Origin of the sequence: Micromonospora sp. NPDC047465 (genome assembly GCF_040643125.1) — a bacterium.
In the GTDB taxonomy this organism is placed as follows: Bacteria; Actinomycetota; Actinomycetes; order Mycobacteriales; family Micromonosporaceae; genus Micromonospora.
In genome coordinates, this window is record NZ_JBEYTP010000048.1 from 1 (window position 1) to 20,632 (window position 20,632).

Annotated in this window: 13 protein-coding genes and 1 pseudogene; 1 reads left to right on the forward strand and 13 read right to left on the reverse strand. The window is 74.7% G+C overall.

Annotation, left to right across the window (positions count from 1 at the left end; all coding sequences use genetic code 11):
- Nucleotides 1–183 precede the first annotated feature (183 nt).
- From ABZ793_RS29625 to rfbA, 7 genes and pseudogenes are all read right to left on the reverse strand, one after another.
- Complete coding sequence (locus ABZ793_RS29625) at nucleotides 184–1,386, reverse strand: DUF6004 family protein (protein ID WP_350687465.1); 1,203 nt, start codon at nucleotides 1,384–1,386, stop codon at nucleotides 184–186.
- 370 nt (nucleotides 1,387–1,756) lie between these two features.
- A complete protein-coding gene (locus ABZ793_RS29630; protein WP_357463045.1) occupies nucleotides 1,757–3,106 on the reverse strand; it encodes a metallopeptidase TldD-related protein in 1,350 nt (449 codons plus the stop codon).
- Nucleotides 3,107–3,129: 23 nt separating this feature from the next.
- Complete coding sequence (locus ABZ793_RS29635; protein WP_357462966.1) at nucleotides 3,130–4,686, reverse strand: TldD/PmbA family protein; 1,557 nt, start codon at nucleotides 4,684–4,686, stop codon at nucleotides 3,130–3,132.
- The gene (locus ABZ793_RS29640) at nucleotides 4,650–5,918 is read right to left on the reverse strand and encodes a cysteine desulfurase (RefSeq protein WP_357462969.1); all 1,269 of its coding nucleotides are present in this window, start codon (nucleotides 5,916–5,918) and stop codon (nucleotides 4,650–4,652) included. The genes ABZ793_RS29635 and ABZ793_RS29640 overlap by 37 nt, the downstream gene beginning before the upstream one ends.
- Entirely contained in the window at nucleotides 5,915–6,733 is an 819-nt protein-coding gene (locus tag ABZ793_RS29645; protein ID WP_357462972.1) for a crotonobetainyl-CoA--carnitine CoA-transferase, read from the reverse strand. Before ABZ793_RS29645 ends, ABZ793_RS29640 begins: the two co-directional genes overlap by 4 nt.
- Before the next feature lie 92 nt (nucleotides 6,734–6,825).
- Nucleotides 6,826–7,677 (reverse strand): annotated as a pseudogene (locus ABZ793_RS29650) (class I SAM-dependent methyltransferase); the annotation flags it as partial.
- A 109-nt stretch (nucleotides 7,678–7,786) separates the two neighbouring features.
- Entirely contained in the window at nucleotides 7,787–8,680 is an 894-nt protein-coding gene (gene rfbA, locus ABZ793_RS29655) for a glucose-1-phosphate thymidylyltransferase RfbA (RefSeq protein ID WP_357462975.1), read from the reverse strand.
- Between the two features lie 105 nt (nucleotides 8,681–8,785).
- On the opposite strand from rfbA, the gene ABZ793_RS29660 reads away from it, so the two are divergent.
- Nucleotides 8,786–9,511 (forward strand): DUF899 family protein, encoded by a 726-nt coding sequence (locus ABZ793_RS29660; protein WP_357462978.1) that lies wholly within the window; start codon nucleotides 8,786–8,788, stop codon nucleotides 9,509–9,511.
- A gap of 127 nt (nucleotides 9,512–9,638) precedes the next feature.
- Here ABZ793_RS29660 and ABZ793_RS29665 read toward each other — a convergent pair whose 3' ends face one another.
- From ABZ793_RS29665 to ABZ793_RS29690, 6 genes are read right to left on the reverse strand one after another with little or no spacing between them, the layout of a single operon-like run.
- On the reverse strand, nucleotides 9,639–10,298 hold the full coding sequence (locus ABZ793_RS29665) for a hypothetical protein (protein ID WP_357462981.1): 660 nt from the start codon (nucleotides 10,296–10,298) through the stop codon (nucleotides 9,639–9,641).
- A 56-nt stretch (nucleotides 10,299–10,354) separates the two neighbouring features.
- The gene (locus ABZ793_RS29670; protein ID WP_357462983.1) at nucleotides 10,355–11,491 is read right to left on the reverse strand and encodes a PLP-dependent aspartate aminotransferase family protein; all 1,137 of its coding nucleotides are present in this window, start codon (nucleotides 11,489–11,491) and stop codon (nucleotides 10,355–10,357) included.
- A 5-nt stretch (nucleotides 11,492–11,496) separates the two neighbouring features.
- Nucleotides 11,497–11,937 (reverse strand): acyl-CoA thioesterase, encoded by a 441-nt coding sequence (locus ABZ793_RS29675; protein WP_357463048.1) that lies wholly within the window; start codon nucleotides 11,935–11,937, stop codon nucleotides 11,497–11,499.
- 2 nt (nucleotides 11,938–11,939) lie between these two features.
- Nucleotides 11,940–17,699, reverse strand: a complete 5,760-nt coding sequence (locus ABZ793_RS29680; RefSeq protein ID WP_357462986.1) for an SDR family NAD(P)-dependent oxidoreductase — start codon at nucleotides 17,697–17,699, stop codon at nucleotides 11,940–11,942.
- On the reverse strand, nucleotides 17,696–18,661 hold the full coding sequence (locus tag ABZ793_RS29685) for an enediyne biosynthesis protein (protein WP_357462988.1): 966 nt from the start codon (nucleotides 18,659–18,661) through the stop codon (nucleotides 17,696–17,698). Before ABZ793_RS29685 ends, ABZ793_RS29680 begins: the two co-directional genes overlap by 4 nt.
- Complete coding sequence (locus ABZ793_RS29690) at nucleotides 18,658–20,631, reverse strand: CRTAC1 family protein (RefSeq protein WP_357462991.1); 1,974 nt, start codon at nucleotides 20,629–20,631, stop codon at nucleotides 18,658–18,660. The genes ABZ793_RS29685 and ABZ793_RS29690 overlap by 4 nt, the downstream gene beginning before the upstream one ends.
- Nucleotide 20,632 lies beyond the last annotated feature (1 nt).

Consider the following 20,632-nt stretch of genomic DNA (forward strand, 5'->3'; position numbering starts at 1 on the left):
GCTCCGTACCGATGTAGTTGTGGTTGAGCATCCGGGCCTCTTCCTGGGCCAGGACGACAACCCGTCGCGCTCGGTCGGTGAACCGCTCGAACATGTCTGCCACCCCTGGAGAGTGACGCCGTCCCGGGTGACAGGAGGCCACCCGGGACGACGTCTTTCGGGACTACCAACGGCGGTTGGTCGTCACGCGCTGACGTAGGCTTCCGAGCCCACCAGCGCGTCACCCAGCTTCATCGACACACCGGTCAGGCGCGCCCGGGACTCGCCGTCCTTCGTCCGCAGCGCGGCGTCGGCGTGCTCGGCGGTCAGCAGCGTGCCGGTCGGCTCGATGTCCTTGAGCTGGCCGCTCAGGTGCACCGGGGCCGCCGCGTAGAGCGTGGCGGACGGGGTCACCAGCTCGAAGTGAGCGTCGAAGTGCAGCTCACCCGGGTAGCGCAGCCGGCTCAGGCTCTCCTCGTTGCCGTCGCCGAGCTGGCCGCCCGAGACGGTGAAGAAGCTGGCCCGCAGCATGACCTTGCCGCCGAGAGCCGGGCTGTTGCCCACCAGCGCCACGCGGGCGAGCTGGGCCAGCACCCCGGAGCCCTGGTCGTGCTTCTCCGGCCCGAAGAGGAGGATCTCGGCACCGGCGGCGAGCGGGTAGTCGCCGGCGAGCTCGATCTCCTCGGTGCGGCCGTTGACCTCGACCTTGATCTTCGCCTCGGTCGAGGCCTGGATGATGATCGACGGGTCGACCAGCATCGAGACGCACGGGCCGATGCTCGACGCGAAGAAGGCGCTCGGCGTGTTGCCGACGGCCTCGTTCTCGTCGTTCGACGGGTACCACGCGGCCGGGAGGTTGGTGCCCCGGACCACGTTGTGCGCCGGCATGACCTCACCCTGGTCGCCGTACGGGCGGCCGAGGAACGGCGAGGTGAGCGGGGTCTTGTACGGCGGAAGGCCGTCCACGATCCCCTTGACGTCGATGACACCCCGGTGGGCCAGCCGCATGGTGCTGGTCTCCAGGATGCCGAACCGCCGGATGTAGAACTCCGCGGGGAAGTTCTTGCCGGGCACGATCTGCTTGATGTGACCGGTGTTCGGCAGGTACGGGTTCGACAGGATCTGGATCCGGTCGTTCAGCGTGTAGCTGAACCCCTTGATGCCGACCTCGGGGGCGCTGATGAGCTCCAGGTTGAAGCTCGCCGTGCCGTCCTCGTCGACGGTGTGCTTGAACCCCGGCATCGGCCACTTGTTCATCTGCACGAAGCCCGACAGGTTGATCGTCTCCCGACGGCCGCCGTAGTAGTCGTCACCGAAGACGACCGTCGCCGCAGCCAGGATGTGCGGCCGCAGCGGCTTCGGCTCGATGTTGAGCGACTCGTAGGTCTCTCTCGCCGTGTCAGTCACGGCTCCACCTCCCTGTTTGCCCCGGATGCCCTGACGCCCTCTGTGACGCTCTGCTCAACCCGGGAGGACCACTGACCCGAACGCTATTGTTTTCTAAAGTGACTGTCAACGGGGCCACAGTGATCGTTTGCGAAATAATGTCCGGTTTCACTGATGGTTCAAGGGGATCATCCACTGGGGAGGGTTGAATCCTCGCAGGCGCATATCCCACTGACGCTATTTGTTCGTATACCGCTTCGGGGCCGCATGGTCGGGGTGCCCCACAGGCTCGGGTGAGGCCGCGCCCGTCCGCGACGGGCCGCCGGCGTCAAGCCGGGGGTGTGCCGGAGGGCAGCCGGTGTCAGCGGTGCGCCGGTCGGATCGGGCGCGGTCAGACCGCGCGGGTCGCCGCGGTGAGCCGGAAGTCCTGGACGCGCAGCATCGGCATGGCCGTACGCGCCACCGCGTCGCCCCAGTCGCGGGCCCGGGTCGGCACGGTCCGGCCCACCTCGGTGACCCGGGCGGCCATCGCCAGGGGGCTGTCGTTGAAGCGGAAGTTGTTGACCGCCCCGACGACCTCGCCGTCGCGCACCAGGTAGACGCCGTCCCGGGTCAGCCCGGTGAGGGCCATGGTGGCGAGGTCCACCTCACGGATGTACCAGAGGCTCGTCACCAGCAGGCCGCGCCGGGTCGTCGCGATCAGGTCGGCGGCCGACGCACCGTCCGGCCCCTCCAGGATGAGGTTGTCCACCGCGGGCGTGAGCGGCATGCCCAACTCGTCCGCGCTGTCGCGGGTGTGCACCAGCGACCGCAGCCGACCCTGGTCCCACCAGCGGGTCGCGCCCAGCGGAAGGCCGTTGTCGAACACCGACCTCGTCGGCGTCGACGCGGGCGCCACCAGGAACGGGGCGCAGCGCAGCCCGTCGGCCGCCGGGTCGCTGCGCAGGGTCAGCGGCACGCCGGCGAGTTGCTCCCCGATCCGGGTCCGGCCGCCCGGTCCGCTGTAGACCGTCCGCCCCTGCGCCGCCGCCCTGGCTCCCGCCGTGGTGTAGGCGTAGTTCATCAGGTCGGCGACGGCGGTCGGCGGCAGCAGGCACTCGTAGCGGCCGGGCGGCACCTCGAAGCGTCGCCGGCCCCAGTGCAGGCGCCGGTCCAGCTCGTCCTGCAGCGCGGCCACCGAGACGTCGCCGAAGTCGGTGGTCACGGCGTTCGTCCAGACCGGGAAGCCGTCCCGGTCGCGCGCGGTCAGCTCCAGGTGCCCGGCGGGCTCGTCGTGGCGCAGCCGCACACCCGTGGAGGTGCCGAGGAACGTGCTGCGCATCCGGTGCTCGGCGTACCCGTGCAGCACCCGGCCACCGCGCCGCGCCCGGCCGAACCCGGCGGCCAACTGGTCGACCAGCCCGGTCAGCACCGTCGGCGGCGCCGCCGGGACCGGGTCCTCCCAGTGCGGCGACCCGGCGCCGGAGGCCGGCAGGGGCCGCGCGTCCGGCGCCGGCGGCGCCTGGCGGGCGGCCGCCCGCGCCGCCTCGACCAGCGTGACCACCTCGGCCCGGTCGGCCGGCCCGCACAGCGACACCGCACCCACCCGGCCGCCCGCGACGGCCACCACCGACACCCGGCGTTCGTCGCCGCTCCCGTTGCCGGTCAGCGCGTTGTCCGCCCAACGCAGGTGCACGTCGGCGCCCTGCTCCACGATCGCCACGCAGTCGTCGCCGCCCGCCGCGCCGAGGGCGATCTCCACCGTCTCCTGCGGGCTCGGGGTCCTCACGCGGGCGCCTCCGTCCGGGTGCTGGTCACGCGTACGCCCCGGAACAGCGCCGAGGGGCAGCCGTGCCCGGCGGCGGCGAGTTGCAGCGGCTGCGCCTTGCCGCACTGCCCCGCGCCGGACAGCAGCCAGGTCTGCGGGCCGCCCACCGCCTCCAGCGACCGCCAGAACTCCAGCGTGGTCCCCGTGTACGCGGCGTCCCGCACCTGGCCGGCCAGGCGGCCGTCCCGGATCCGGTAGAAGCGCTGCCCGGTGAACTGGAAGTTCACCCGCGCCATGTCGATCGAGAAGCTGTTGTCGCCGACGACGTACAGCCCGTCCCGCACCCGGCCGATCAACTCGTGGGTGTCCGGCCCGTCCGGCGCGGGGCGGAGCGAGACGTTCGGCATCCGCTGCACGGGCAGGTGCCGGTACGACTCGGCGTACGCGCAGCCGGTGGAACGGTCCAGCCCGGCCGCGCCGGCGGTCTGCCGGTCGTGTTGCGTGCCGACCAGCACGCCGTCGCGGACGAGCGGCCACGACCGGGCGGCCACGCCGTCGTCGTCGTAGCCGATGGTGGCGAGCCCGTGGGGGGTGGTGCGGTCGGCGACCACGTTCATCGCCGGCGAGCCGTAGCGGAGCGACCCGATGTCGTCGGGGGTGACGAACGAGGTGCCGGCGAAGGCCGCCTCCCGGCCGAGGATCCGGTCCAGCTCGGTGGCGTGCCCGACGGTCTCGTGGATCGTCAGCCAGAGATTGGTCGGGTCGATGACGAGGTCGTACTCCCCCGGCTCGACGGACGGGGCGGCGAGCTTCTCGGCCAGCAGCCCCGGCAGCCGGGCCAGCTCGCCCGCCCAGTCCCAGCCGGTTCCGGTCAGGTACTCCCAGCCGCGGGCGGCCGGCGGCCCGAGGGTGCGCATGGTCTCGAAGGTGCCGCTGTCCGCGTCGATCCGGAACCCGACCACCATCGGGTGCAGCCACGTCCGCCGCTGCCGGATGCGCCGGCCCTCGCTGTCGTGGTACACGGTGGACTCGCGGAACACCTGCAGGTACGCCTCCGCCAGGTCGGCGCCGCCGTCGCGCAGGATCGCGCACCAGCGGGCCAGCAGGGCGGTGCGCTCGGCGGCGGGCACCGCGAAGGGGTCCACCTCGCACGGCGACTCCCACACCGCCGGCCCGTGGACCGGCTCGGGCGCCAGCCGGGGCGGCGCGCCGCGCAGTGGGCGCAGCGTCCGGGCCAGCTCGCAGGCCCGGGCGGCCAGCTCGGCGACGCCCGGCGGGGAGAGGTCCACCCCCGAGGCGAAACCCCAGGTGCCGTCGACGAGGACCCGCACGCCGGCCCCGGTCTCGACGCTCTCCTGGGTGCCCTCCGGCTGCGCGTCGCGGACCCGCTCGCGCAGCGCCCGCACCCGCCGCAGCCGCACGTCGGCGTACGAGGCGCCGAGCCGGCGGGCCCGTTCCAGCGCGGCCAGGGCCAGCTCCCCGGCCGGCAGCGTGTCGAATCCCGGTTCCGTGGCGGCGGCCGGGGCGGGCCCGGCGGTCACCGGAACCGGATGTCGGGGTACTGGGTGGTCCACTCCCCCGCCCGCACGGTACGCAGCGCCTCGGCGACCCGGTCGACCTCGTCACGGGTGCTGTAGACCGCGAAGGAGAGCCGCACCGTGCCGAGCAGCCCCAGGTCGTCGAGGAACGCGCTGGCGCAGTGCACGCCGGACCGCACGGCGATACCGTGCGCGTCCAGGTGGCCGCCCACGTCGTACGGGTGCAGGCCGTCCACCGCGATGGAGACGATGCCGGCCGGATCCGCGGCCGGGTCGCCGACGACCCGCACCCGGTCGACGTCGCGCAGGACGTCGACGGCGTACCGGACCAGGTCCGCGTCGTGTGCCCGCACCGCGTCCCGGTCGAGCCCGTCCAGCCAGGTCAACGCGGTGGCGAGCCCGACCGCGGCGCCGATGTCCGGGGTGCCGGCCTCCAGCCGCGCCGGGACCGGCACGTAGGACACCGGGGCGTCGTGCGAGACCCCCTTGACCGTCCCGCCGCCAACCTGGTACGGCGGGAGGTCGGCGAGCAGCTCGCGCCGGCCGTAGAGCACCCCGGAGCCCATCGGGGCGTACACCTTGTGGCCGGAGAAGCAGTAGAAGTCCGCGCCGATCTCCCGCACGTCGACCGGCAGGTGCGCGACCGCCTGCGCGCCGTCGACGACCACGGGCACGCCCCGGCCGTGCGCCACCCGGACCAGCTCCCGCACGGGGTTGACGGTGCCGAGCACGTTGGAGACGTGGCTGACCGCGACGAGGCGGGTCCGGCGGCCCAGGACGGCGGCCAGGTCCTCCGGCCGGACCGGCCCACCGGCCGGCGACGGCACGACCCGCAGCCTCGCCCCGCTCCGTTCGCAGAGCCGGCGCCACGGCAGCAGGTTGGAGTTGTGCTCCATGCCGGTGACCACGATGTCGTCGCCGGCGCCGACGATCCGCTCGGCGAAGGTGTCGGCGAGCAGGTTCACGGCGTCCGTCGTGCCCCGGGTGAAGACGATCTCGTCGGCGTGGGCGGCGTTCACGAACCGCCGGACCACCTCCCGGGCGTCCTCGTAGCGGCCGGTGGCCCGACGGCTGAGGTCGTAGAAACCGCGCCCGATGTTGCTGTTCGCCGTGGTGTAGAAGTCGACCACCGCGTCGAGGACCGACCGGGGCTTCTGCGTCGTCGCGGCGTTGTCGAGGTAGGCCAGCGGCGGGCCGTGCCCGGCCACGTCGAGGAACGGGAACTCGGCCCGCACCGCGGACAGGGGATGGGCAGCCGTGTCGGTCATGCTGATTCCTCCGTGAAGCTTGCGGTGAAGCGGTCGAGGAAACCCGGCGGGCAGGGGAAGAGCTTCTGCTCCGGGTAGGGCCGCTCGGACGGGGGGATCCACCCCGGCTCGCCGCGCCGGGGCCACCGCCCGGCCCGGTCCGCCAGGTGCGGGCCGTGGAAGAACCAGCAGATCTGGCTGACCTGCTCGGTGAAGACGACGGGATGCACCTCGGGCGAGTACATCGCCATGTGCCCGTACGCGGCCAGGAACTCGCCCGCCACCCCCATCGAGGCGCCGAGCATGACGTGACCGAAGACGTCGTGCACGGCCCGGAAGATGTCGTTGTGCAGCAGCGGTACGCCGCCGACCGTGACACCCGACGGGGCGCACAACGGATGGTCCGGGGCGGGCCCGTCGGGGCCGTGGCCGTCCCGGGTCAGGTAGACGTGCAGCACGCCGGTGCGGGCGAGGCGGTCGACCAGGTCCGCCGCGCCCCGGTACGGCTGCCCGGGGCCCCGCCACGGCTCGACGCGGATCCCCGCCCGGGCCAGCAGGGCAAAGTGGCGCAGGTTCTCCTCGGTGAACCGGCGGTAGCGGGCCGCCAGGTCCGGCCCGAGGTCCCGCCGGGGCGCCCGGTCGAAGTGCCGGGCCACCGTGCGGCAGAAATCCGGGTCGACGCGCACCCGGGTGCCGGGCAACCCACCCAGGTCCCGGCGGGGCAGCTCACCGCGGGCGGCGGCGGCGTCGACGTACGACTGGGCCAGCGCGAGCAGGCCGGGGTGGCCGGCCGGCGGACGGGCCGGGCGTGGCGCGCTCGGGCAGGCCGCGGTCATCCGGCCCTCCCCGACCCGACCCCCGGCGGGCCGGACCCGGCCGCCTCGGGCCGGCCGGCGTCGGCCGGCACGCCGGCGGCGTCGGCGGGGCGGCGCGCGCGCAGACAGAGCGCCGAGCCGGGCAGGGTGAGCACGCCGTCCGCGTCGGCGAAGGCGGCGGCGGCCTCGGCGAGCCGCGCCCAGCCCGCCCGCTCCGCGTCGGCGCCGAGCTGCCGCCGCACCGTGGCGAGCACACCGGGCGGCGTCACGTCGCGGGTGTACGCGAGGTACTCGTCGACGGAGGCGAAGCGCATCGCGATCCCGACGGACTCGGTGCCGACGTCCGTGAAGCCCGCGGCGAGCAGGTCGGCGCGGGTGCGTTCGGCGTCGGACATGCTGAACGGGCCGGGGCGGCCCGGCGGGGGGACCGGCAGGCCCGCGGCCAGCGTCCGGAAGCCCAGCGAGGTCATCGGGTTCGCCTCCGGCGGCCCCCAGACGGCGGCGGCCAGCACGCCGCCGGGAGCCAGGAGGCGGTGCAGGTCCGCGAGGGTGCGCTGCCGGTCCACCGCGAACATCAGCCCCCACCGGCTGAGCACCGCGTCGAAGGAGTGCGCCGGCAGGTCGAGGGCCTCCACGTCGGACTCGGCGAACTCGATCGGGTGGCCGAGGCCGGCGGCGCAGCGGCGGGCCCGGTCGACCATCTCCGGTGCGAGGTCGATGCCGAGCACCCGGCCGGTGGGGGCGACCAGCCGGCCGGCGCTGACCGACGGCTCGCCGGTGCCGCAGCCGACGTCGAGCACCCGGTGACCGGGGCGGAGCCCGGCGGCGCGCAGCAGCCAGTCGGTCACCGGCGCCGCTGCCCGCTCGTAGCGGTCCTGCCAGAAGTCCCACCCGGCGCTGACCGCGTTCCAGGTGTCACGTTGCTCGGCCTTGAAGGCCACGGAGTCGAACCGGACGGCGGTCATGTCGCTCTCCTCGCAGGCGAACTCGGCCTCAGCTCACTATATGATTGACAAGTTGATCGGGCAACGGCGTGAGCTTGCCATCACTTGCCCGCCGCCGACCCCCGGGCCCTCACCGGACGGCGGCCGGGCGCGCCGGACGCTCGCCGTCGAGCAGTTGCAGCAGGTAGTCGCCGTACCCGCTGGCGCGCAGCGGCACCGCCAGGCGGCGCATCGCCGCGTCGTCGAGCAGCCCGGCCCGCCAGGCCGCCTCTTCGACGCAGCCGACCTTGACGCCGTGCCGTTCCTCGATCACGCGCACGTACTCGGCCGCCTTCATCAGGTCACCGAACCGGCCGGTGTCCAGCCACGCGGTGCGCCGCCCGAGCAGCCGCACCTCCAGCCGGCCCTGGCGCAGGTACTCCCGGTTGACGTCGGTGATCTCCAACTCGCCCCGGGCGCTCGGCGTCAGCTCCGCGGCGATGGAGACGACGTCGGCGCCGTACACGTAGAGGCCGGGCACGGCGTACCGGGACGGTGGGACCAGGGGTTTCTCCACGATGTCGCGCACCGCGCCGCACTCGTCGAGGTCGAGCACCCCGTACGGCCGCGGGTCCGCCACCGGGAGCCCGAACACCAGCCCACCGTCCACCCCGGTCAGCTCGGCGAGCTGCCGGTCCAGCTCGGCGGAGTGGATGATGTTGTCGCCGAGGACGAGCATGGCCGGGCCGCCGGCGAGGAAGTCCGCGGCGAGCAGGAGCGCGTGCGCGATGCCGTCCGGGCGCTTTTGCACGGCGTACCGCAGGTCGAGCCCCCACTGGCCGCCGTCGCCGAGCAGGCGCCGGAACAGCGGCTGCTCGTCGGGGCGCGTGATGATGAGGATCTCCCGCACACCGGCCGTCACGAGGGTGCTCAGCGGATAGAAGATCATTGGCTTGTCGTAGACCGGCATCAGTTGCTTGGAGACCGCCCGGGTCACCGGCCACATCCGCGAGCCGGTGCCACCAGCGAGCAAAACACCACGCATTTTTAAAGCGTAGCGCATGGCGCCTGCGCGTGGTGGAAACATCACGTCGGGTGCCGGGCGGGTAGCCTGCCCGAAGATGGCCCGACCGTCGTGGAGGGAGCCGCGATGACCGACGTCGACCAGGAGACCGGGCTGCCGAGCTGGCCCGCAGGCGCCGACAGTGCGTACGTGGCCGCGCGGCGGGCGCTCGCGTCGGCCGAGCAGGACCTGCGGGACCAGCTCGAACGCGTGGCCGCGGCAAGGCGGCGGCTGCCACCCGGCCCGCTGCTGGGCGACTACCGGCTCGCCGAAGGGCCGGCCGACCTGGCCCGGCCCGGGCCGGCCCGGAGCGTCCGGCTGCGCGACCTGTTCGAGGAGCACGAGACCCTCTTCGTCTACCACCTGATGTTCGCGCCGGACGCCGCCGAGGCCTGTCCCATGTGCTCGCTGTGGGTGGACGGCTTCCACGGGGTGCTTCCGCACCTGCGCCGGCACACCGCCGTGGCGGTGGTGGCGAAGGCGCCGCTGCCCCGGCTGCGGGACTGGGCCCGGGGGCGGGGCTGGACCGGCCTGCGGATCCTGTCCAGCCACGGCACGTCCTTCAACGCCGACCTGCGCGCGGAGCACCCGGACGGCACGCAACGGCCGATGGTCAGCGTGCTGCGCGCCGAGGGCGACCGGGTGCGGCACTTCTACTCCGCCCCCGCGAGCTTCCCCGACGGCGGCGAACGCGGCATCGACCTGCTCAGCCCGGTCTGGCACGTCCTCGACCTGCTGCCCCAGGGCCGCGGCGACTGGTACGCCGGCAACGACTACGTCCCCGGCCCGGCGGCGTCCCCCGCACCGGCCTGACGGCCCGCCCTCGGACCGGCCCGGTGGCGTCCCCGGACCGGCACGATCGCGCGTCCGGCCCGGCGGCTCGCCCGGGCCGGCACGACACCGTCCCGGCCCCGCCCGGCGACGGCTGCTCGCCGCCGGGTCACGACCCGGTGGCGAGCAGGTCGGGCAGCCGCACCGCCGCCAGCCGGCGGCCGGCGAAGTCGGCGTACCAGAGCAGCGCGCCGTCCCAGGTCAGGCCGACCGGGCGGCCGGCCACCGGCGCCTGTCCGCGCAGCGTGCCGTGCCGGGCGTCGACCGCCCGCAGCATCGCCCCCTCGAAGTCGGCGTAGACCACCAGGTCACCGGCCACCGTCAGCCCGGACGGCACGCCGGGCACCGGGAACTCACGCTGGACGGTCATCGTGGCGACGTCGCGGAGCTGCACCACCGACGGCCCGCGCAGCCCCATCCACATCGCCACGCCGGTGGTCTCCACCCCGCAGAGCCGGCCGCTGGGCGGGGCCACCTCCTTCTCGCCGAGCGCCTCGCCGGTGAGCGGGTCGATCAGCAGGATCCGCTTCGGCCGGCCGCCGACCTGGCAGAGCGCGCCGCCGCCCACGGTGAGGTCGGCCCGCGCCCGGGGGCAGGACAGGGTCCGCACGACGGCGCCGGCGTCCGGGGCGAGGGCGTAGATCTCGCCGGCCTCCTGGTCGGAGTGCCAGAAGAACTCGCCGTCGAAGGTGAGGCCGCACAGGTAGCGACCCGGGGCGGGCAGCGACCGGACGACCGGCAAGGTCGTGTCGATCTCGCGGATGGCCATGGACGGCCCCTTTCGTGGCAGGCGGGTGGACGGCGGGACGCGGGCGGACAGCCGGCTCAGGGCCCACCCGCCAGCGCCCGGGACAGGTCCTCGGCGAGGTCGTGCGGGTCCTCGATGCCGACCGACAGGCGGATCAGCGAGTCGCCGATGCCCCGCCGCGCGCGGGCCTCGGCCGACAGCGGGCGGTGCGTCATCAGGGCCGGGCACTCCACGAGGGAGTGCACACTCCCGAGGCTGACGCCGCAGGTGAAGAGCGTGAACCGGTCCAGCAGTTGCTCGGCGGGGCCGCCGAGGTAGTCGAAGGAGACGATCGCGCCGGGGGCGCTCATCTGGGCCTTGACGACCGCGTGCTGCGGGTGCTCGGGCAGCCCCGGATAGTGGACGGCGCCGACCGCGGGGCTCGCCCGCAGCCGCTCCACCAGGACGCGCGCGGTGGCGACCTGCCGGTGCACCCGCAGCGACAGGGTGTGCAGCCCCCGGCGGACCAGGAAGCAGTCCAGCGCCCCCGGCACGTTCCCGGCCGTCGTCCGGTACGCCCGGACCGCGGCGTGCAGGTCCGCGTCGCGGTAGACGAGGGCGCCGCCCAGCACGTCCGCGTGGCCGGCGATGGACTTCGTGGTGCTGTACAGCGAGACGTCGGCGCCGAGCGCCAGCGGCTGCTGGAGCACCGGGCTGGCGAAGGTGTTGTCGACCACCACGCGGGCTCCCCGCTCGTGCGCCCGCCGGCTGACCTCGGCGACGTCCACCACGGTGAGCAGCGGGTTGGTCGGCGTCTCGATCCAGACCAGGGCGAGGTCCGGTTCCGCCAGGGCCGCCGTGATCCCCTCCGGGGTGGTCAGGTCGGCGTACCGCACCCGCACGCCCTGCCGCGCGGCCAGGTCGAACAGGCCGTCGGTGCCGGCGTACACGTCGTCGGTGCTCACCACGCACTGCCCGGGCCGCACCAGCGACAGCAGGGTCGCGGCGGCGGCCTGGCCGGAGGAGAAGACGGTGGCGAACTGGGCCCGTTCCAGCCCGGCGAGGCACTCCTCCAGCTCCTCCCGGGTGGGGTTCTCGCCCCGGCCGTAGAAGTAGCGGGGCTCGTCCTGCGCCCGGCGCTCGTAGGTGGTGGAGACGTGGATCGGGGGGACGACGTCCCCGGTGCCCGCCGACGGCCGGCGACCGCCGTGCACCAGCCGGGTGTCGAAGCGCATGCCGCTCACCCCTGCCCCACCGTGGCCGCCCGGAACGGGGCGAACGCCCGGACCAGGCCGGCCGGCACCCGGACCGGCTCGGTGCGCCCGTTCGGCCCGCGCATGCACGCGATGCGCTGGCGCCCCCGGGCGACCAGCAGGTCGTCGCCGCCGAGCCGCAGGTAGTCGAAGCCCAACTCCATCTGGGTCTGGCTGAGCTCGACCAGCCGCATCCGGACCGCGAGTCGGTCGAACGGCGCCAGCTCGGCGAAGAACTCGCACTCGGCCTTCAGGGTGAACAACTTCAGGTCGGCGCGCAGCTCGTCGAGGATCTCCGGCGCGTGCTCGTGCAGGAACATCTCGCGGCACCGACCCTGCCAGCGCAGGTAGTTCACGTAGTACACGTTGCCGACGAGGTTCGTCTCCTCGAAGCCGACGACGTGCCGGTACTCGTAGTAGCGCGGCATGCTCACCGCCCCGCCCCGCCGAGCACGGCGACCACGGTCGGCGCCGATGCTCCCGCCACCGCGACGACCCGGGTGGCGATCCGGACGTCGCCGGCGTCCAGCACCACCCAGCCGTCGGGGAGCGCCCCGGGCAGCAGGGTGAGCCGGCCCTCGGGGCGGCCGGCCTTCTGCAGGCACTCCTCCGCGCACCAGACCCGGGTGGCGGCCACGTCCGGCGGGTCGCCGACCTCCGCGACGAGCAGCGCCGCCACGGCGCCGTGCCGACCCACCAGGTCGTGCCGCACGTCCGCCGGGCGGGCGGCCACCGGCTCGGCGTCGCAGGCGAGCGTCCCGTCCCCGGCGACGGCGAGGTCGAGCGGCGCCGAGTGCGCCACGGAGACGGTGTACGGCAGGTCGACCTCCGGCCGTCCGTCAGGCCGGTGCCGCACCACCACGGGCTGACCCAGCGCGCGGGAGAGCAGCGCGCCGGAGTCGCGGGGCCCGCCGCCGGGCGCGGCGGCGACGGCGATGTCGCCGGGGAACACCTCGGCGAGCCGTCGTTGCAGCAGCGGCCCCAGCAGCGCGGGCGGCCAGGACCCACGCGGCGCGTGCGGACGCACGGCGCGCAGTCGCAGGCCCATCCAGTGCTCGATCACCGCGCCCGTGGCGTCCCGGACGACGACGTCGTACACGTAGGCCGTGCCGTGCTGCTCGCGTTCCCGCGCGGTCATCGTCACGGCCTCGGTGGCCGACAGCTTGGGGCCCGCCGACCAGATCCGGTCGATGCCCTCCGGCAGCAGCGTCGCGTCCGGCACGCAGACCTGGATCCCGTGCATGAACGCGTCCCGGGCGCCCGGGTCGCCGAGCACCAGCCGGCCCGGCAGGAAGGCGCTGAACCAGGAGGCGGCGTCGCTGGTGACCACCTCGGCCTCGGCGACCCGCGCCGCGACCTGCCGGTAGCCCTTGATCCGGCGGAACCGACCGGCCTGGAACAACACGTCGCCGTAGAGGTCGCGGGCCGGGTCGAGCGGTACGGCCGGCAGCTCCGCCGGCGCCGGCGCCGCGGTGTACGCCGGGTAGGTCTCGTCCGGCGCGAACCGGAGCCGGGCGCGGAAGTGGTCGGCCGCGAAACCGGTCGCCGCGCTGCGCAGGACGACGTCGATGACCTGCTCCGACCGGACCAGCGCGGCGATGCGTACGGTCGTGCCGGTGTCCGGGTCGACGACCACCGGGCGGTCGAACCGGACCTCCTCGATCACGGGCACCCCCGGGTGCCGGGCCAGGGCGGTGGCCACCTGGGCCATGGCCTCCAACCCGAGCACCGCCGGGAACAGCAGGTCGCCGTCGAGCCGATGGTCCTCGAGGTACGGATCCGTGGTGCGGGCCAGGTCGACCTCGCAGACCAGCTCGATGCAGTCGTAGCGCACCAGCGGCCGTTCGGTGAAGCGCAGCAGCGGCAGCTCGGAGCGGTGGTAGCGCAGGGTCTCCACGCCGCCGGTGCGCCCGGTGACCACCACCACCGGAGGCAGCGTGTCGTCGGCGACCACCTCGCGCAGGACCCGCAGGCCGTCGTCGGGGCTGATCGGGGTGACACCCGAGCCGCTCAACGACTCGACCACCGACAGCCGCTCCCCCATGCCGACCCCGGACCACACCGACCACTCCAGGCAGACGGCGCGGCACCCCGGCCGCGTCGCGGCCACCTCCCGGGTCAGCTCGGCCAGCGCCTCGTTCGCCGCGGCGTAGTGCGCCTCGCCGTGCAGTCCGGCCCGCCCGATGATGCTGCCGAACGTGACCAGCAGGCGCAGGTGTGCGGGGTCGACCGCGGCGAGGACCGCCCGCAGGCCGTCGACCTTGGCGGCGAACACGCCCCGCAGGGCCGCCTCGTCCAGGTCGACGAGCGCGGCCGGGGTGTTCTGCCCGGCGCCGTGCAGCACGGCGGTCACCGGGCCCCAGTCGGCGGTGACCGCGGCGACCGCGGCGGCCACCGCGGCGGCGTCGGTGACGTCGACGCGCAGGTAGCGCAGGTCGGACGCGGCGTCCGCGAGCCGCTTCAGGTTGCCGGCCAGGGCCTCGTCGGCCGTGGGGTCGGACCGGCCGAGGACGGCCAGCCGGGCGCCGCTCTCCCGGGCCAGCATCAGCGCGGACTCGGCGGTGATGCCCTTGCCGCCGCCGGTCACCAGCAGCACGTCGGCGGAACCCAGCGGCAGCGCGCCCGGCTCGCCGTCGGACGCGGGCAGCGGGCGCAGCACGGGCACCCGGCGGACACCGCCCGGGTCGTACACCACCTCGGTGAAGTCGTCCGTGGCGGCCACGTCGGCGACCACCCGGTCGACCATGGCCGGGTCGAGGGGGGTGGTCACGACGGTGGTCCGCAGCCGGTCGCCCTCCAGCCGGGCGGTCTTGGCCAGCGCCCCCGCCCGCGCCGCCGGCTGCACCACCACCAGCCGCCCGCCGGGCGGTTGGCGCAGCGCGGCCTGGGCCCCGCGCACCGCGGCGGCCAGGTGCTCCTCGCCGGGTTCGTCCGGCAGGCAGACCAGCACGCCGTCGCCGACGCCGGCCGCCTCCAGGGCCCGGCGCAGCGCGTCCGCGAGGGGGTGGTCGGGGCCGGCGAACACCTGCCAGCGGCCGCACGGCTCCGTCGGGTCGGTCACCGGCAGCGGCTCGTCGACCAGGTCGACGACGAAGGTACGCACCCACGGCGCGACCCCGGCGACGAGGTCCGCGCGCTCGTGCGGGGCCTCGCGCTCCCGGGCCTCCAGCGCCTCGGCCATCTCCCGGACGGTGGCGGTGGCGAAGTTGGTCGGTATCGCCACCGCGGACAGCCCCATGGCACGGGCGGCCTCGTTGACGAGCTGGCCGACGGTGATCGAGCTCATGTGCAGGTCGTCGAGGAACCGGCTGTCGTCCCGGAGCACCTCCACCGGCAGCTCGGCGCGCTGCGCCACGAGGTGCCGTACGAGTTCGAGCGCGCCGGTGGTGGCCGGCAGTGGGTCCTCGTCGCCCCGGGCCCGCGCCGGGACCGGGGCGACCGCGGCCGGTGCCGGCCCGGCCAGCTCGGGTGCCGCCTCGCACGGGCTCGCGAAGAAGGTGCGGGCGCGGTGCGGGTCGAACGGTCGGGTCAGCCGGTCCTCGAACAGGGCCGGGTACGCGGCCGGGCCGCCGAGCGCGTACACCGCGCCGACCGCGGCGAGCAGGCCGGACAGCGACTCGGCGTCGGTGTCGACCGCCAGCGCCGGCACGTCCGGCGCCTGCTCGCGGGCCAGCCCGGTGAGCACCCTGCCGGGGCCGACCTCGAGGAACAGGTCGACCTCGGCGGCGGCGCGTCCCAGCGCGGCGGCGAAGCGCACCGGAGCCTCGATCTGCCGGTGCAGGTGCCGCGGCAGGTCGGTGTCCGACGGGAGAACGGCGCCGGTCACCGTCGAGGCCACCCGGCGCAGCAACGGCCCGAACCGGCGGGACCGCAGGCGCTCGGCGAAGGCGGCGGCCGCCGGTGCCATCAGCGGCGAGTGGAAGGCGTGCGGGACCGGCAGCCGGGTGCAGCTCACCCCCGCCGTCGCGGCCCGCCGGGCCACCTCGGCCACGACGTCGTCGGCTCCGGCGACGACCGTCTGCCGGGGCCCGTTGTAGCCGGCGATCACCGCGTTGGTGCCGGCCAGCAGGGCGACCGTCTCCTCCGGACCGGCGGTGACGCCGAGCATCGCCCCCGGCGGGGCGTGCCTGGCCATGGCCTCGCCCCGGAGCGTGACGAGTTCCCGCAGCTCGTCCTCGTCGAGGCAGCCCGCCCAGTGCAGCGTGGTGAGCTCGCCGAGGCTGTGCCCGACGACGACGGTCGCGTCGATGTCGAGCGCGGCGAGGGCGCGCAGCCCGGCCAGCGAGCCCGTGACGATCCGGGGCTGGGCGAACGCGGTCGACCCCGCCATGTCGTCCCCGGGTGGCTCCCCGGCCGCGCGGTAGACGTCGTCCACCTCGGTGAACCGCCGGCGCAGCGCCCCGCCACCCCAGCCGCGGCCGGACCCCTGCCCGGGGAACAGGAAGCCGACCCGGGCCGGCCGGGTGACCCGGCCGACGAAGACGTTCCGCGCCGGGTCGACCAGTGTCCCGGCGCCCTCGGGCGCCAGGGCCCGGACCGCCAGTCCGAGGGCACGGTCGGCCTCCTCCGGCGACCGAGCCACGACCGCCGCCCGGTACGCGCGGCCGCGCTGGCCCCGGTGCAGGGTCGTGGCGAGGTCGCCCAGCTCGGCGAAGGCCAGCCCGGCCACGACCGTCCGCAGGTCGGCCAGCCGGCCGTGCAGCTCGTCGCGGGTGTCCGCGTCGACCAGGAGCAGCTCGGCGTCCTGCACGGACCGGGCGAGTTGCTGTGTCCGCCGGTCCAGCGACCGGCGGCGGGGGCGGGTGGGGCCGTCGACGACGAGGTGGGTGTTGATGCCGCCGAAGCCCATCGCGGTGACGCCGGCCCGCTGCGCGGCGCCGGCCGGCCACGGCTCGGCCCGCCGTACGGCGCGCAGCGCGGGCCGGTCCGCGGCGAGTTCGGGGTGCGGCTCGACGCATCCGACGGTCGGCGGGACGACCTGGTGGTGCACGGCCAGCACGGCCTTGATCAGGCCGGCCACCCCGGCCGCGGCCTTGGTGTGCCCGATCATCCCCTTGATTGACCCGATCGCGGCGGGGGCGGCGTCCGGGTCGGCCGCCCGGCGTTCCTCGCCCAGGGCCCGCAGCTCGGTGCCGTCGCCGACGGCCGTGCCGGTGCCGTGCCCCTCGAACAGCGGCACGGTGTCCACCCCGAACCCGGCCCGCTGGTACGCGCGCCGCAGGGCCAGTCGGTAGCCGGCCGCCTCCGGCCGGGTGATGCCGCCCCGGCCGTCGGAGGAGACGCCCCACCCGGCGACCGAGGCGTAGATGCGCCGGCCCTGCGCGAGCGCGTCCCGCTCCCGCATGAGCACCACCATGCCGCAGCCCTCGCCGGGCCAGAACCCGTTGGACCGGCGGTCGTAGACGCGCATCTCGTCGCCGGCGAGCGCGCCGGTCTTGGCGAAGCCGACCATCTCGAAGGGGTCGATGGACAGGTCCACGCCGCCGGCCACCGCCACGTCGACGTCGAGGTCGGTCAGGCTGCGGCAGGCGGTGACCACCGACAGCAGCGAGGAGGCACAGGCGCCGTCCACCGTGTACCCGCCGCCGTGCAGGTCGAAGTGGTTGCAGATCCGCCCGGCGATGGTGTTGGACAGGCCGCCCGCGAGGCTGTCCTCGGTGATCTCGGCGAACGGCGCCTTGTAGGAGCGCTCCAGGTCGGCGAGGAAGGCCGCCAGGCGGTCGTCGTCCCAGCCCTGCTCGCCGAGGGCGGCGCCCACCACGCGCCGGACGTACGGCCACCGCAGGCGCATCATGCCGGCCCGGGTGAACTCGCCGGTGAGGGTGTTGCCGACGACCACCGCCGTCCGCTCCCGTGGCAGCCCGTCGCCCTCCGGGAACCCGGCGTCGGCGAGTGCCTGCGCGGCCATGTCGAGGGCCAGCCAGTGGGTGAGGTCGGTGGACCGGTACGTGCTCCCGCTGACCTTGAACCCGACCCGGTCGAACTCGTAGCCCTCGATCACGGCCGCGTTGCCGGCGTAGTAGCGGTCGGGGGCGGCCGGGTCCGGGGACCAGTAGTCGGCGGCCCGCATCCGCTCGTCGGGCAGGCGGCGGAACGCGCGCCGCCCGGCGAGGGCGTTCTCCCACAGCTGCCCGGGACCGGCGGCGTCCGGGAAGCGGCAGGCCAGGCCGACGACGGCGATCCTGCTCATGCCCGCACCATCTCGCGGGCCACGGCGGGTGGCACCGTGCCGTCGGCGCTTCCCGGGGCGGCCGGCGGCGTGCCCTTGCCGTCGCGGGCGGCGACGCGCACCGCGTGCAGCGACCAGAGGAAGCCGCCACGGATCAGGCAGACGATGGCGGTGGCGAAGAAGAGGCCGTAGACGATGGACGCGCCGGTGAGCACGCCGTACACCAGGGCCACCCCGCCGCCGAAGGCGAACTGGGACAGCGGCCGCGACGGGGTCGTCCCCGGGTCGGTGATCATGTAGTTGGTGAACAGCACGAACGCCACGCCGGTCATGGTGGCCAGCGCCGACGGGATGGAGGTGTCCAGCACGAGTCCCCGCACCACCGACTGGAGGACGAAGACGCCCAGCCAGCCGGCGATCAGCCACATCCGGCCGGTCAGCTTCGCGTTGAGCATGGTGCCGAAGACGACGATGACCGCGGGGACGATCCAGTCGGCGGGGCCCTCCAGGTACTCGGTGAACTGGTACGGCGGGGAGATCGAGAGCCACGGGAACAGCAGCAGCACCACGGCGATGCCGAAGTTGGACGGGTTCATGAAGTGCCGCAGCCGGCCGTTGACCGGCACCCGGAACAGCCACTTCCCGCTGATGGCCACGGCCACCGCGAAGAGCATCACCGGCAGGCGGTCGTTGACGTACAGCAGCATGTTCACCGCGAGGGCGGTGATGTGCGCGGGGTAGAGGAACTCGACCAGGCCCCGCAGGCCGCCGCCCCGGTAGCGGGGCGGGCGGTGCTCGGCCCGCGCGCCGATCGTCTCCAGCACGAGCTCCACGGCGTAGCCGGTGGCGATCGCGAACAGCGGCCACGCCCATGCCTGCTCGAAGCCGAGCACGGTGTAGCCGGCGATGTTCAGGATGGTGATGGAGATGGCGAACCTGCGCAGCGCGGTGATCCGCGGGTCCTTCGCCGGCTTCTGCGTCATCGCGAGACCTCCCGAGCCTGCGAACCGAGGGTGAGGGTGTGCCGACCGGCGGTGAGCGACAGCTCCTGCTCGTGCGGGACGCCGGACCGGTCCCGCCAGGTGAGGTGGACCGACACCGGGCCGGTCACGTCGCCGAGACCGAGCGACACCTCGTTGCTGCGCCGGCCCGAGTGGCCGCTGCCGCCGTCGACCCGGTCGATGAGCACCCGACCGTCCGGCGTGGTGACCCGGACGTGGGCGCCGACGACCGGCGACCCCGCCCCGGCGAGGGGGCCGGCGGCCGGCGCCTGCTCGTGCAGCAGCCGCAGGGTGAGGAAGGATCCGGTGTCCGGGCTGTCGTTGCGGTAGAAGACCGGCGCGTCCCACTGCCGGGCGACGGCGAAGTCGAGCCGCCCGTCGCCGTCGGCGTCGCCGGTGGCGATGCCCCGGCTGGGCACCCGGTCGGCCAGGCCCAGCTCCTGGCTGAGGTCCTCGTAGCGGCCGTCGGCGCCCCGGACGTGGAAGGCGAGGTGCTGGCCGCCGGCGATGTCGTCGCCCTGCTCGACCTTCGGCCACCAGCGCGGGTTGGACAGCAGGTCGTCGTTGGCGGTGGCCGCCTCCTGCAACTGCGCCCAGCGGTTGACCTCGCCCTTGACGAAACCGGCGGTCTGCACGATGGCCGGTTCGCCGCGGTTGGTGAAGTCGCCGAACTTGACGTCCCAGCTCCAGCCGCTCCAGGCCAGGCCCAGCTCGGCGCTCCGGTCGTGCCACGGCGCCTCGCCGGCCCGCAGCGCCGCGCGCAGCGCTTGGGTGTCGGCGGCGGTGTTGACGAACGCGAAGTTGCTCTCCTGGATGCCGAACGAGGTGGTGATGTTGCCGACGTACAGGTCGAACATGCCGTCGCCGTCGATGTCACCGAAGTCCACGCCCATGCCCTTGAACGAGTCGTGGCCGAGCCGCTTGGACTTCGGGGTCAGGCCGGGCAGCCCGGGGCTCTCGACCAGCGCGAAGGCGATCCGCCCCCGCTCCGACCGGTTGTGCAGCAGCCGGTCCGGCCCGAAGTCGTTCGCCACGTACAGCTCGGGCAGCTGGTCGCCGTCGAGGTCGTTGGCGCCGACGGCGAGGGCCCAGCCGCGGGAGACCTTGGTGTCGAAGACGTCCGGGACCTCGGCGAAGGAGACGCTCGGCGTGGCGCCGGCGGTGGCGCCGGTCCACCGGAACACGTGGTCCTCGCCGCCGTTGAGGCCGTTGGACATGGAGCGGTTCATCGCCACCCCGCCGTGCACGGTGTCGTCGAGGACCGCGCTGTCGGGGAAGTAGTTGCCGATGTAGACGTCGAGCTGCCCGTCGCCGTCGAAGTCGGCCAGCGTGGCGGCGTTGGTGTTCCACTTCGGCCCGTCGTACCGGCTCCCGCCGGTCGCCGCGCCCGGCACCAGCTCGACCGGGTGGTAGGCGGCCCGGGACAGCCCGGTCGCGTCGGCCCGGGCGAGGAAGACCACCGGGGTCCGGCCCCACCAGTACACGAGCAGGTCGGTGCGGCCGTCGGCGTTGAGGTCGCCGGGCAGGCAGCCCATCGGGGCGATGTTCGGGTTCATCGGCAGCGGCGCCGGATCCAGCACGAACGGCTGATAACGCTCGGCGCCGGCGGTCGGGGCCGGGGTCACCACGACGCGGTCGATGCGCGGGTCGGTGACGCACATGTCGTTGGCCAGCCCGTCGCCGTCCAGGTCGTTCATCGCGACGCCGGCGCCGACGGACGAGATCCACGCCGCCAGATGCTGGTACGCGCCGTTGACCCGGCGGATCGACTGCTGCGGCAGCCCGCCCGGCATCGGCAGCGACATCGGCGTGAACCGGTACGGCTGTGCCATGGCGCGCCGCTCGTCGGCGTTCGCCTCCGGCTGCCGGACCAGCACGTACATGCCGGTGAGCAGCACCAGCGCGACCAGCCCGGCGATCTGCCGGCGGAACATAGTGATGATTGCCGACAAG